This is a genomic window from Fodinicurvata halophila (assembly GCF_042651425.1).
In the GTDB taxonomy this organism is placed as follows: Bacteria; Pseudomonadota; Alphaproteobacteria; order Kiloniellales; family DSM-21159; genus Fodinicurvata; species Fodinicurvata halophila.
Genome location: NZ_JBHSCW010000003.1, coordinates 947,285 through 961,166 on the forward strand (window position 1 = coordinate 947,285; position 13,882 = coordinate 961,166).

10 protein-coding genes are annotated in these 13,882 nt (G+C 62.3%); 3 read left to right on the plus strand and 7 right to left on the minus strand.

The window, feature by feature from the left end; all coding sequences use genetic code 11:
* Nucleotides 1–109: 109 nt before the first annotated feature.
* The 7 genes from ACFOW6_RS09300 to ACFOW6_RS09330 form a co-directional block, all read right to left on the minus strand.
* Complete coding sequence (locus tag ACFOW6_RS09300; protein ID WP_382422059.1) at nucleotides 110–1,534, minus strand: amidase; 1,425 nt, start codon at nucleotides 1,532–1,534, stop codon at nucleotides 110–112.
* 21 nt (nucleotides 1,535–1,555) lie between these two features.
* On the minus strand, nucleotides 1,556–2,725 hold the full coding sequence (locus ACFOW6_RS09305) for a M20 aminoacylase family protein (protein WP_382422060.1): 1,170 nt from the start codon (nucleotides 2,723–2,725) through the stop codon (nucleotides 1,556–1,558).
* Nucleotides 2,726–2,762: 37 nt separating this feature from the next.
* Nucleotides 2,763–4,427, minus strand: coding sequence for an ABC transporter ATP-binding protein (locus ACFOW6_RS09310; RefSeq protein WP_382422061.1), 1,665 nt, complete (start codon nucleotides 4,425–4,427; stop codon nucleotides 2,763–2,765).
* 4 nt (nucleotides 4,428–4,431) lie between these two features.
* Nucleotides 4,432–5,316, minus strand: a complete 885-nt coding sequence (locus tag ACFOW6_RS09315) for an ABC transporter permease (protein ID WP_382422062.1) — start codon at nucleotides 5,314–5,316, stop codon at nucleotides 4,432–4,434.
* Nucleotides 5,316–6,257 carry an ABC transporter permease gene (locus tag ACFOW6_RS09320; protein WP_382422063.1) on the minus strand — a complete coding sequence of 314 codons (942 nt, stop codon included), beginning with the start codon at nucleotides 6,255–6,257 and terminating at the stop codon, nucleotides 5,316–5,318. The genes ACFOW6_RS09315 and ACFOW6_RS09320 overlap by 1 nt, the downstream gene beginning before the upstream one ends.
* A 91-nt stretch (nucleotides 6,258–6,348) precedes the next feature.
* Nucleotides 6,349–7,965 carry an ABC transporter substrate-binding protein gene (locus ACFOW6_RS09325; RefSeq protein ID WP_382422064.1) on the minus strand — a complete coding sequence of 539 codons (1,617 nt, stop codon included), beginning with the start codon at nucleotides 7,963–7,965 and terminating at the stop codon, nucleotides 6,349–6,351.
* A gap of 78 nt (nucleotides 7,966–8,043) precedes the next feature.
* Complete coding sequence (locus ACFOW6_RS09330) at nucleotides 8,044–9,570, minus strand: M81 family metallopeptidase (RefSeq protein ID WP_382422065.1); 1,527 nt, start codon at nucleotides 9,568–9,570, stop codon at nucleotides 8,044–8,046.
* 153 nt (nucleotides 9,571–9,723) lie between these two features.
* On the opposite strand from ACFOW6_RS09330, the gene ACFOW6_RS09335 reads away from it, so the two are divergent.
* The 3 genes from ACFOW6_RS09335 (at nucleotide 9,724) to ACFOW6_RS09345 (ending at nucleotide 13,881) form a co-directional block, all read left to right on the plus strand.
* Nucleotides 9,724–10,533 (plus strand): IclR family transcriptional regulator, encoded by an 810-nt coding sequence (locus ACFOW6_RS09335; protein WP_382422066.1) that lies wholly within the window; start codon nucleotides 9,724–9,726, stop codon nucleotides 10,531–10,533.
* A 46-nt stretch (nucleotides 10,534–10,579) separates the two neighbouring features.
* Nucleotides 10,580–12,154 (plus strand): gamma-glutamyltransferase, encoded by a 1,575-nt coding sequence (locus ACFOW6_RS09340; RefSeq protein WP_382422067.1) that lies wholly within the window; start codon nucleotides 10,580–10,582, stop codon nucleotides 12,152–12,154.
* Nucleotides 12,155–12,258: 104 nt separating this feature from the next.
* Nucleotides 12,259–13,881 (plus strand): adenosine deaminase family protein, encoded by a 1,623-nt coding sequence (locus ACFOW6_RS09345; protein WP_382422068.1) that lies wholly within the window; start codon nucleotides 12,259–12,261, stop codon nucleotides 13,879–13,881.
* Nucleotide 13,882: the final 1 nt, after the last annotated feature.

The following is a 13,882-nucleotide window of genomic DNA, read 5'->3' on the forward strand; positions in this document are numbered from 1 at the left end:
GACCGCCTTTGATCTTCCGTCTCGGAAGTTATCCTAGAGCAGGAAGAACAACACTCCAACAGTGTTAAACTACCTCTGAAGAGTGGAGAACCTGGTCGCACCCGAACACTCAATTCACTCCGTCGCTTACGACCGGCCAAGCGGTGTGTCGGTCATAGGCATGTCCCAGCTGAAGGATGCTGGCATCACCGCCCCTCGGCCCCATCAGCTGCATCCCCATGGGCAACCCCTGGGGTCCGAAGCCGGCAGGCAGGCCGAGCGTTGGCAGCCCGGCCAGAGAGGCCGGCACGACCACCTCCATCCACTGGTGGTAGCTGTCCATGGGATGTCCGGAGACCTCGCGCGGCCAATCCCACTCCACGGGGAAAGGGAAGACCTGAGCACTCGGCAGGGCCAGCGCATCATACTGCGTGAACAGTTCGGCCAGCTCCCGGAACCAGGCAGACCGGACCTCGCTGGCCTTCTGTATGTCCCGTGCGCTCAATGCCAGGCCGCGTTCAATCTCCCAGATCGCTTCGGGCTTGAGTTGGGCGCGGCGTTCCGGCTGCTCGTAATGCCCGACAAACTTGCCGGCCACGGCCCAGGATCGCAGCGTTGTCCAGCTCTGCCAGAGAGCATGCGGATCGACCTGGGGCTCCAGCCTCTCGACCTTACAACCCAGTGTCCCGAAGGCATCAAGAGCCGTCTCGCATAGGTCCAGGATGCCCGCTTCCATGGGATAGTGACCAGTCCAGTTACCGAGCCAGCCGATACGCCGGCCCTGCAGACTTGTGTCCAGCCGCGCTGCGAACGAAGGCTGTGCCGACAGGCTGTGCGGCAAACGAGGATCCGGCCCGGCCATCACGTCCAGCAGCAAGGCCAGGTCTCGGACCGAGCGCGCCATGGGACCGTTCGTGGACAGCTGGTGCAGGAACAGCTCGCCGGCAGGATTGTCCGGCACCAGGCCATAACTCGGGCGGAAGCCGTAGACGTTGTTCCAGGCCGCCGGATTGCGCAGGGACCCCATCATGTCCGAGCCGTCGGCCAGGGACAGCATCCCCGTCGCCAGCGCGACAGCAGCCCCGCCACTCGAGCCACCGGCCGAACGGGTCGGATCGTAAGCGTTCCCTGTGACGCCGTGAACGGGGTTATAGCTGTGTGAACCCAGCCCGAATTCCGGCGTGTTCGTCTTTCCGATCACGATGGCGCCGGCCGCCTTGAGCCGCTTTACGAAGGGATCGTCCTCGCTCGGTACGAAGTCGCGAAACAGCGGCGACCCCCAGGTGGTGCGCACCCCCTTCGTCTGGGCCAGGTCCTTGACAGCAATGGGCAGGCCATACAGCGCACCAGGCTGGCCCTTCTCATCCAGTGCACGTGCAGCGCCCAGGAGATCTTCGTCGGGCCTCAGCGAGATGATCGCATTGACGCGCGGGTTGACCTCGGCGATCCGGGCAAGCGTATTCTCCATCAGCGTCTCGGCCGTCAGCTCGCCGGCCGAAAGGGCGGACACCAGCGTCGAGGCCGACAGACTGTAGAGCTCACCCAGGACAGTCATGGGTCTCACCCCGCCGGGAGGCTACTGCGTGACCGGCAGGCGGCGCTCCACGACCCGCGCCATGACGGAAGCGCCAATGGGCAGGATGCCATCGTCCAGCACGAAGCCCGGGTTGTGCAGCGGTACGGAGCCGGCGTGCCCCACACGGCAATAGGCACCGGGAACGACCTTCAGCATGTCGGCGAAATCCTCGCTGCCCGTGGCATACTGATCTGTCTCCACGGCGTTCTCCTCGCCAACCACATCCGCAGCCGCCTTGAGGTATTCACGGCCCAGGTCCGGGTCGTTCATCAGCACGTGGAAGATGTTGCGCAGGTCGACAGATATGGTCACACCGTAGGCCTTCTCGAAGCCGGCGCAGAGATCCTGGATACGCTCATGGGTCAGATCGCGCAGCTCGTCCGAGAAATAGCGGATGGTGCCGGCAATGCTCGCCGTGCCGGGCACCACGTTATAGGCCGAGCCGGCATGGATCTGCGTGACCGACAGCACCAGCGGTTCGGCCGGCGGACGATTGCGACTGACGACGCTCTGCAATTGCTGCACCAGGGCCGTCGCCACGATGATCGGGTCACGCGACTGGTGTGGCATGGCGGCATGACTGCCTACGCCCTCGACCGTGATGTCGAAAAAGGTCGCCCCGGACATCGCCGGGCCGATCTTCACTGAGACCCGCCCTTCCGGGCTGTTGGGGTCATTGTGCATGCCGTAGATCTCGTCGCAGGGAAAGCGGTCGAACAGGCCTTCCTCGAGCATGCGGCGTGCCCCGCCCAGACCTTCCTCGGCCGGCTGGAAGATAAGATGGACCTTGCCGGCAAAATCCCGCGTCTCGGCCAGGTAGCGCGCGGCACCCAGCAGCATGGTGGTGTGGCTGTCATGCCCACAGGCGTGCATCTTGCCCTGGTTCTTCGAGGCATAGGGCAGGTCCGTGGCCTCCTGGATCGGCAGGGCATCCATGTCGGCGCGCAGGCCGACGCAACGATTGCCCTGCATCTTCCCGTGCAGGACACCGACGATGCCCGTACCGCCAATGCCGGTATGCACCTCGTCCACCCCCCAGGCCTTCAGCTTGTCCTCGACCAGGCTGGCCGTGCGGCTTTCTTCGAAGCCCAGCTCGGGGTGGGCGTGGATATCATGCCGGATCGCGCTCAGCTCTTCGGCAAACTCCTGGATGCGTGGCAGGACAGACATGCGTAACCTCCGTGTTGTGTTGGGTGCCCCCTCCTTCTCAGGCCGTTTTCTGCAACTCGCAGAAATTGGCAAAATCCCATTCCCGTCCAGGGGCAGCCTCGGTCAGGGCACGCGTGTATTCATGCTTGGGATTGGCAAGCACCTCCGTGGCGCTGTTGTATTCCACGATCCTGCCATCCTGCATCACCACGATATCGTCACAGATCTGGGCCGCCACGCGCAGGTCGTGGGTGATGAAAAGAATGGCCACGCCCAGCTTGTCCTGGATATCGCCCAGCAGCTCGAGCACCTGGGCCTGGATCGAGACGTCGAGAGCGGAAACCGCTTCGTCGGCAACCAGGACATCAGGCTTCATGGCCACCGCCCGTGCAATGGCGATCCGCTGGCGCTGACCGCCCGAGAACTGGTGCGGGTAACGATCCAGTACATCCCGCGGCAGGCCCACCAGCTCCATCAGGTCCCCTGCCTGTTTCATGGCCTCTTCGCGCGAGGTGCCGTAGTTCAGTGGTCCCTCCACCAGGCTGCGCCCCACTTTCCAGCGTGGATTCAGAGAGCGAAAGGGATCCTGGAAGACGATCTGGATATGCCTGCGGTGGGGGCGCAGCTGGCGTCGGTTCAGCGTGGCGATCTCCTGGCCGCCCACGCGTACCTCGCCCTCCGTCGGATCAATCAGGCGCATGACGCAGCGTGCCACGGTGGACTTGCCTGAACCGCTTTCTCCGACAATGCCGAGCGTGCGCCCGCGCGCAATGGAGAAGCTGACATCCTCTGCCGCCAGCGTACCCTCACGCTGGATGAAGAAGCCACCGCCACCATAGATTTTCGTCATGTCCCGGACCTGCAGGACCTGGTCATCTGATTTCGGCGGACGAATCTTGCGCGGAATCAGGCTGGGCACAGCCTGCAGCAATTTGCGGGTATAGTCGTTCCGCGGCTGCCGCAGCAGCTGCTCGACAGGAGCCTGCTCGACGATCTGGCCTTCCTTCATGACGTGTACGGTATCGGCGATTTCCGCGACCACGCCCATGTCGTGAGTGACAAAGAGCACAGCCGTCCCCTGCACTTCCTGCAATTCCGAGATCAGGGAGAGAATCTGCTCCTGCGTGGTCACGTCGAGCGCCGTCGTCGGCTCGTCGGCAATCAACAGCTGCGGTTTCAGCACGAGGGCCATGGCGATCATGATCCGCTGGCGCTGTCCGCCCGAAAGCTGATGCGGATAGGAGCCATGGATCCGCCGGACATCCGGCAGATGCACCTGTTCCATGATGTCGAGCACGCGCGCCTTGCGCTCGGACGCCGACATATTGGCGTGGATCTTCAGGACCTCCTCGATCTGATCGCCCACCTTCATCACGGGATTCAGTGCGGTCATCGGTTCCTGGAAAATCATGGCCATGCTGCTGGCGCGCAGGTGTCTCAGCTCGTTGTTCGACAAGCCAAGCAGCTCGCGGTCCTGCAGACTGATTTCCCCGCCAGTGACCTGCAGGGCGCCCTTGGGCAACAGGCCCATGACGGCAAGGGAGGTCACGGACTTTCCTGATCCGCTCTCCCCCACAAGACAGGCTGTTTCGCCGGCCCGGATCTTAAGGCTGATCCCGTCCAGGATCGGTTCGATGTCCGGCTGGTTGGGCAGCTTGACCGAGAGGTTCCTGATGTCGAGAATTGTCGTGGCCTGCTCGTAACTACGCGACTTGAACTTCATCGGCTCAGGCCTCCCGTTTCTTCATGCGCGGATCCAGCAGGTCGCGCGCAGTATCACCGATGAGATTGATCGAAAGGATGCACAGCGACAGCATCAGTCCCGGCCAGAAGATCAGCCCTGGATTGATCTGGAAGTAGTCACGCCCCTCGGCCATGATATTTCCCCAGGTCGGCGTCTCCGTACTGACGCCAGCCCCCAGGAAGGACAGGATGGCCTCGATCAGGATGGCCGAAGCACAGATATAGGTTCCCTGGACGATCAAGGGGGCCATGGTATTGGGCATGAGGTGCTGGATGAGGATTTTCGGCATGCTGGAGCCCTGCGCGATCGCCGCCTCCACGTAAGGCTCTTCGCGTGCGCTCAGCACGACGGACCGCACCAGGCGCACGACACGCGGGATTTCGGGTATGGTAATCGCAATGATCACCGAACCGATGCTGGCGCCGCTCAGGGACACCAGGGCGATGGCCAGCAGGATTGCCGGAATGGACATCAGGCTGTCCATGACGCGCATGATAAGGGCATCGGCAAGCCGGAAGAAGCCGGCCACGAGCCCGATCAGCAAGCCCAGGAAAACACTGATAACAGCAGCACCAACCCCGATGAGCAGCGAGATGCGGCCGCCATAGACGACGCGACTGAACATGTCGCGTCCAAAGGGATCGGTGCCCAGGATATAGTCTCCTCCGGGCGGCTGGAGACGCTTCGTGGCCTCCATGGCCATGGGATCGAACGGCACGTAATAAGGTGCGAAGATCGCCGAAAGCACGATGATCACAAGCACCAGGAAAGCAGTGACGGGCCCGGCACCGATGCGCCACTTACGCGGCAGGGACAGTGCGCCGAGCAGCCATTGCGAGGCGGAAACGGGGTGCGCAGCATTAGCCATCAGTAGCGTATCCTCGGATCAATCAGGCAATAGGAAAGGTCGATGATCAGGTTGACCAGGACGTACACGCCGGCGGTCAACAGGATCAGGGCCTGGATCACGGGGTAATCCCGCGCCAGGATCGCATCGACAGTCAATCTTCCAATTCCTGGAATATTGAAGACACTTTCGGTGACCACCACGCCGCCGATCAGCAGGGCGAAACCGATACCGATGATGGTCAGGATGGGAACGGCCGCGTTGCGCAGGGCATGGCGGAAGAGAACCGCATTCTCCTTGACCCCCTTTGCACGCGCCGTGCGTATGTAGTCCTCGCCCAGCACTTCCAGCATGCTGGCACGGGTCATGCGCGCGATGAGCGCCACATAAATCGTCGCCAGGGTCAGGGAAGGCAGTATCAGGCGCTGCAGGAACTCCAGAATACCTTCGCTGGGAGCAGCGTACCCCTGTACAGGAAGCAGCCGCAACTCAAGGGCAAAGATGCCGATGAAGATATAGCCGATCACGAAGACCGGGATGGAAAAGCCCAGAACGGAAAAACTCATGACCAGATAGTCCGCCCAGGTGCGATGCTTCCAGGCCGCCATGACGCCCATGGGAACGGCCAGCAGGACCGAGATGATGATGGTCATGACCGCCAGGTTGATCGTCGGGAAAATGCGATTTCCAATCATGCCCGTGACCTCCGTCTTGGAGATCAGCGAGGTCCCGAGATCGCCCTGCAACAACTGGCCCATCCAGGTTACGAACTGCACGTACAATGGATCGTTCAGGCCAAGTTCCGTGCGGATCTGCTCGATCTGGGCAGTCGTCGCGGAATCGCCGGCCAGAATGGCAGCGGGATCTCCTGGCGAAAGACGGAGCATCAGGAAGACGAATATCGCCACAATCAGCATGACGGGAATAACCGCCAGGATGCGCCGTATGATGTAGCCAAGCATCTTGGGCTCTTCCTCTGTAAGGCACCTGAATCAAATGGAAACGGACGGGTGGTGCAAGCTGCGGCACCACCCGTCCGAAAAAGCTAGCCAGTTACTCCTTGTCGATGTTCCAGAACACCGGAACCGGTGACTGGATCATGTCGACAACGTTGTTCTGGCGGGCCTGCGGCATGAAGTACTGTCCCAGCGGGATGTAGTTCACCGTCTCCAGGGCATAGGCCTGGATCTCGCTGGCGATCTCCTTGCGCTCCTCTTCGCTCGCGGCATCGATGTACTGCGAGCGCAGGTCCTCCATATGCTCGTCTTCCGGCCAGCCGAACCAGGCGGAATCACCGCGCGAGTTCAGCATCGGGTTGATGAGCGGATCGGCCACCTCAGGCAGCTGCCAGTTGGTGAAGAAGATGTTCCAGCCACCTTCATCCGGCGGATCCATGCTGGCGCGACGGCTGACAACGCTCTGCCAGTCCATCGGCTGCATGTCGACCTCGAACCCGGCCTCGCGGAAGGCCTGGGCGGCCACCACCGGCTGGTCATCCAGGCTGGCCACGTCGGTCGGCTGCATAAGGACGATCGGCGTGCCGTCATAACCGGCTTCCTCCAGGAGCGCCTGGGCAGCTTCCGGATCCCCGCCGCTCAGCAGGCTTTCGGCACCAGATTCATCCTCCAGCGGCGTGCCGCAACCGAAGACCGAGCCACAGAGCTCATAGTATTCGGGGTTGCCGATCATGGTAGCCAGGACATCCTCCTGGCTAAGCGCCAGCAGCGCCGCCTGACGGATCTTCTCGTTGTCGAACGGCGGATGCTTGAAGTTCATGCGTCCGATGGTCTGATAGCCCAGCGGATCACGCCGTTCCACCGTCACATCCGGGTTTGCCTCCAGGATCGGCAGAAGGTCCACCTCGACCTGCTCGATGTAGTCGATTTCTCCTTCGGCAAGCGCATTCACGGCCGTCTGCATGTCGGACATGGTGACCCACTCGACGCGGTCGACCTTGACGTCCTTGCCACCGGCCATCCAGTTCGGATCTTCGTCGCGCGGCACGTAGTCTTCGAACTTGTCGTAAACGACCTTCTGCCCGGGATCGAACTCCTCCTCGTTGAAGACGAACGGACCGGAGCCGACGTACTCCTCGATGTTGGAATCCGCCGGCGTCTCGGCGACACGCTTCGGCATTATGAAGGCCGGACGCGCAGACTGCTTGGACAGCACCTGAAGCATTGGCGGGAAGGGTTCGCTCAGCGTCCAGGTCACCGTCTTCTCGTCCGTGGCCTCCAGGCTTTCGGTGACGTCGAAGATCTGCTGACCGCCGGAGTCGATCTTACCCCAGCGCTCAAGGGAGGCGACAACGTCCTCGGAGGTCACCGGCTCGCCATCATGGAACACGAGGTCGTCGCGCAGCGTGAAGGTGTAGACCAGGTTATCGTCGGAAACTTCCCAGTCGGCCATCTGCGGGTGCGGCTGGAAATCCTCGTCCTGCGCCAGCAGCACGTCATAGATCATGTAGCCGTGGTTACGGGTGATGTGGGCCGTGGTGATGATCGGGTCCAGCACACGCAGTCCCGAGTGCATGACACCCGTGATGGTCTCCTGATCGTCCTGGGCGACGGATGTCGCCGGCGTCAGCATCGTCATGGCCATCAGCGCCGCCGCTGCGACACCGCCCCGACGGACCATCCGTCCGGTCCTGGCCTTATAATGTTCTGTCATAATATACCTCTCTGCTGGTTTCTGGTTGATCGCGTTGTTGGAGACACTTGGTCTCGGCGGAACAGGGCGCCTCGGGCCTCATCCGGCACCTTCGGCGCCCTGCATTCTGAACTCCGGACCCAGCGGGGACAGCCGCAGTCCCGGCGCAAGCCGCTGCCACGGCAGGGAGGCCGGATCGATGGCCATCGGCCCCGGGGCAACGCAGACCAGGATCTGCCCTGCCACAGGCGCGAAATCGGCCCGGAAATGGGTGGAACTCTTGACGACAAGAATATCGGTTTCCTCGGGGACCACACCGGCGAAGCGGAACATCTCCCGGTCCGCCATCTGTGCCTTGTGCGTCGAGACAACGACACGCACACCGCCGATCCTCAGACAGGCGGAAGGCCCCAGGTTCATCTGCGCGCCACCATAGAAAGGCCCCGGCGCCGTGAGCCGGCCATCGGACAGCTTTTCCACGACAAAGCGGGCCTTGTAGGGGGAATCACCTGGGACATTCGATTTCCCGCCCAGCGCAAGCTCGACTTCGGTGCCCTCGCCCGCTGCATGGGCCAGAGCCGCCGACTCTCCGTCCACGATCAGCCCGATGGCCGCATTGGGGACTTGCGCCTCGACAAGGGCGCGCAGCATGCCCGTCGTGTTGGAATCGCCGCCGGCACCGGGATTGTCCTGGGTATCCGCCAGGACGATCGGCCTGGGCGTCCCCTGGGACAACAGCTCCTGTGCCTTGGCAACGCCTTCGGATGCCGCATAGGAGGTCCCGGCATATTCAGGTTCTGCCCGCCTGTAGGCATCAGCAATACGCTCGGCAGCCGCATCCGCGACCTCCCGGCTTTCGCCATAGGCCAATACCGTGGGTCCACATTCCGGAAAGTCCGCTGCAGGAAACCCCATGAAGAGCGAGGTGCTGACGACATCCCCGGTTTCGAGGTCTTCCGTGAGCCGGTAGAGGCGGGATCCGGGCTCCAGGTCCGTGCACTGCCAGGGGATGGTCACCATGTACGGCAGACGCTGCATCGCCTTGGCCGGACGACGGCCTTCCGTCATGAGTTTCGTGAGCTGGCGCGCGGCACGCTCGCCGGTTCTGGCCATGTCCACATGCGGATACGTACGGAACCCTACCAGTACATCTGCCATGGCAAGCATCTTTTCCGTAATGTTGCCATGCAAGTCAAGGCTGGCTGCAATGGGGACGGACTCGCCGACAAGGTCACGCACCCGCTCCAGCAGCACGCCCTCGCCGTCGTCGAGATGTTCGCAGACCATAGCGCCATGCAGGTCCAGATAGACGCCGTCCAGCGGACCGGCGGCCACAATCCCTTCGAGGATTTCCTTCACGATGGCTTCATAGGCGTGCTTCGTGACATGGGCCGACGGAATAGCACCGGCCCATAGCGTTGGCACCATGTCCCATCCGGCCTCTCGACCGTGCGCGATCGCCCCCGCAACCCCAAGGTTGATTCCCTGGGCCACCTCGAACAACTGCTGGCCTCGTGTCATGGGGATATAGCCGCCCCCCTGCACGAAGGCATCATAGTCCGCTTTCGTGGGAGCAAAGGTATTGGTTTCGTGTAGAAGCCCCCCGATGGCGACGCGCCTTGCCATGCTGTTTAGATCCCCTGCCTTCCCGCTATTTGATCCACAGAACGCCTCCGGGATCAAATTGAATATTTTATTTTTGTATCGCTAGACGATACGCTTGCATTGTCAGTCACGTTAAATTCATCATTTAGTCATTGTCAACAGATGCGAGCAGAGATGGTCAGAAGTGTACTGAGACCGAACAGCGGGGCGGCCGGATCCGATAACGAATATCAGGAGGACCCTCTGTTCACCCGCTCCATTGCTCGCGCTCTGGATGTGCTCTCCGCCTTTCATTACAGTGATCGGCCGTTGAGTTTATCAGAACTTGCGCACTCGGCCCAGATAGACCGTTCCGCCGCCCAGCGCATCGTTCACACCCTGCGCAAACTGGGCTATATCCGCCGCGACGAACAGGGCCGCGGCTTTCTGCCGGGCATCCGCACCCTGGACCACACCCTGGATTACCTGCGCCTGCACCCCCTGGTCAGGCGCGCCACCCCGGTGTTGCTGGAATTGCGGCGCAATGTACGCGAGCGCGTGGACCTCAGCCTCTTTGACGATCTCCGTGTCGTCTATGCCGCCCGCATGCAGAGCAAGCGCGAGACCTTCCACGCCACTCTGGTGGGGCACAGCGTTCCTACCTTCTGTTCCTCGGGCGGCCGCGCCATACTGTCGTGCCTGGAGGATGCGGAAGTGGCGGATATCATTGCCCGCTCAGACAGAACTCCCTTCACACCCAAGACCCTGACCGATCCCGGGGCAATCCGCGACAAGGTGGCCGAAGCCAGGGAGAAGGGCTATGCCCTGACCCTTGAGGAAATCCTGATCGGGGAGATCGCCATCGGGATCGCCCTGCCGGACTCCAGCGGCCGCCCTTGCGGCGCCATCCACCTTGCCGGCTCGCTCAGCGAATGGGAACCGGAGGAATTCATGGCGCGATTCGCGCCACTGATCTCCGAGGCGGCCGCCGACATCTGCCGCTGAGGCAGCCATCCAGAACCTGACCCGAGAACCGGAGGAAACAGACGTCTTGAGCAACAACTTTTCCACCACGCAGCAGGTCCGAAAGACCGTCGTGAAAACCGAAGCCGGCGTTGTCTCCGCCCAGCACAGTCAGGCTGCACGCATCGGTGCAGAAGTGCTGGCCGCCGGTGGCGACGCCGTGGATGCCGCCGTTGCAACATCCTTTGCGCTCGGCGTACTCGAACCCTGGATGAGCGGTCCGGCCGGCGGTGGTGCCATGATGCTCTGGCGGGCAGAAGACAGCCGCGCACACTCCCTGAACTACGGCCTGCGTGCACCGGCTGCCCTGGACCCGCAGGACTACCCGCTGGCCGGAACCGGCAAGGCCGGCGACCTGTTTCCCTGGGAGGCCGTGGTGGAGGACCGCAATGTCCAGGGTGCCACCGCCGTCGCCGTCCCGGGTCTCATCGACGGGGTCGGCAAGGCTCACGAGCGTTTCGGACGCCTGCCGTGGAAGGATCTGGTCACACCGGCGGTCGAGCTCGCCCGGAAGGGCTTCCAGGTGGATTGGTACGCCGCCCTGATGATCGCTTCGGCCACCCGGTCTCTGGCGAAGGATCCGGATGCCGCTGCCCTGTTCCTGGAAGATGGCCAATGGCCCACCATCGCCGGCTGGACGAGCGTTGAGGACAAGCGAATTCCCAATCCGAAGATGGCCGAAACGCTCTCCCTTCTCGCCGAGAAGGGAGCCCGGGAGTTCTACGAAGGAGACGTTGCCGCCGCCCTGGTACGGGATATACAGGCCAAGGGCGGCAGCCTCTCGCTCGAGGATCTGCGGAGCTATCACGCAAGCTTCGAGGATCCGCTCAGCTTCGCCTATCGCGACGCACGCTTCCACGTCACGCCTTACATGACGGCGGGCCCCACCTTTCGCGATGCCTTCGAGGTCCTGTCCGAGAGGTTCGAACCCCGAGGCGCCCCAGATGCCGAAAGCTTCAGCGCCTATGCCGCAGCGCTCCAGGCTGCCTATGAAAAGCGCTTCGAGAGCATGGGCGACCACGGCGAGCCGGCAACTGCGCCAGGCTGCACCACGCACTTTTCGGTGGTGGATCGGAACGGCAACATGGTCACCCAGACCCAGACCCTGCTGTCGATCTTCGGCGCACGGACGGTATCTCCCTCCACCGGCCTCCTTATGAACAACGGCATCATGTGGTTCGACCCGGTCCAGGGACGCCCGAACTCCCTTGGCCCAGGCAAGCGCTGCCTGATGAACATCTGCCCTGTGCTGGGTGAGCACGGCGACAGGCGTTTTGCGCTGGGCGCCTCGGGCGGGCGCAAGATCGTCTCGGCCGTCGCCCAGCTTTCTTCCCTCATGGTGGATCATGGTCTCAGCCTCGAGGAGAGCTTTCATCACCCTCGCATCGATGTCTCGGGACTGGATCAGGTCGTGGCCGACGAAACGCTGGACCCTGGTATTCTGGAAGCTCTGCGCAAGACGTACGAGGTTGTCACGGCGCGTCGCACCGCCTTCCCTTTCGCTTTTGCCTGCCCGAGTGCCGTCATGCGCGAAGGTAACCAGAACATGGGATGCACCGAGATCATGTCCGCCTGGGCCGACAGCATCTCAGAGACGAAGTGAAGGGTACGGGCCAAACCGCCGCCTAGCGCACTGGACCCTCCCCTCTCTTTGCGGCAGGCTGCCGCAGCCAGAAAGACAAGAACCACCCACAGGTACAATCTCCGATGATTTTCTCCGTTCCTTGCCTGAAGTTCTCCACGCGTAAGCCGCCACTGGCGGCGGCTGTCTTCCTGATCCTGTTCACTTCGGCCTGCTCGAGCCTGCCGTCTGCTTCGCCGGATATGGAAACGGACGAGGCAGTCGTAACGGCGGAGACATTCGACCGTTTGAAGGATCACCCTGTGGAGCTGCGCATGTTCCTGCAGGCCATGCCCAAGGGAGGTGACCTTCACAATCACCTGAGCGGCGCTGTCTATGCCGAAAGCTACCTGGATTGGGCCCTTGAGGAAGACCTCTGCCTGAACGTGGACGAGGCCCGCCTGGCATCCCCACCCTGCACGGATTCCCAGCCGGAACTTTCCCGGGCTTTGTCCGAGGGCATGACGACGCGGGATTCACTGGTGAATGCCTGGTCCCTGCGCAACTTCATACCGGCATCCGCCGGGCTCGACTCTCCCCTGGCCATGGCCTCGGGCCACGATCAGTTCTTCGCCACTTTCCTGCGGTTCGACGAGATCAGTGGCCGCCGTGCGGGCGACATGCTGGCGGAAGTGGTCGCACGCAATGATCGCCAGAACATCGGGTATCTCGAGTTGATGAAATCCTTCCAGGCCGGTGCCGCGAGATCCATGGCGCAAGAACTCGGACTTGAAAGTGCCGGTACACAAGCTGAAAACGCGTTGCGCGAGGCAGGCCTGGAGAAGTTGGTCATTCAGGCCAGGGAGGATATCGACGAGATGGAGCGCGCGGCCGCCCGAGAGCTGGGATGCAGCCTGGGAGTGCAGGAAGATTGCCCTGTTACCGTGCGCTATATAGCCCAGGTCCTGCGCACTGTTCCTCCGGCCGAAGTCCTGGCCCAGTCCATGGTTGCCTTTGCCCTGGCGGAACGAGATCCGCGCGTCGTCGCCGTGAATCTGGTGGCCCCGGAGGACAATGACCTCGTCCTCGAGACCTACGAAGAGCAGATGCAGATCGTCGGACGACTGTCCGAACAGTATCCGGAGGTCGGCGTGACACTGCATGCAGGCGAATTGACGCTCGGACTGGTTCCACCGCGAGATCTCTCCAATCACATCCGCCAGGCCATTGAAATTGCCGGGGCCACACGGATCGGACATGGAATCGATATCAGCTATGAAACCGCGCCCGAACGGCTTCTGCGCCGCATGGCGGACGAAAGGATCACAGTGGAGGTCAACCTGACCAGCAATGCGGAGATCCTGGGCGTCGAAGGACGCGACCATCCCTTCCAGACCTATCGTCGCTATGGTGTACCGATCATTCTCTCCACCGATGACGAAGGCGTTTCGCGCAACGACCTGACCCATGAATACCAGCGGGCAGTCGAAACCTACGATCTCGATTACGGCGAAGTGAAGCACCTGGCCAGGCGTGCCCTGGAAGCCGCCTTCCTGCCGGGCGACAGCTTGTGGGCCGATTTCGAGGATGCACGTCGTGTGGAGGTCTGCCAAACCGAGACAGCCGAGTGCCGTGCCTTCCTGGGAGACAACAAGCGTGCACGCCTCCAGTGGGAACTGGAGGACTCCTTCCGGGAATTCGAGGCCGAGCGGGCCGAACTGCTGCGGGATGGCATCATGCCGCCCTTGTCGGCCTACGATGCGGACTGAA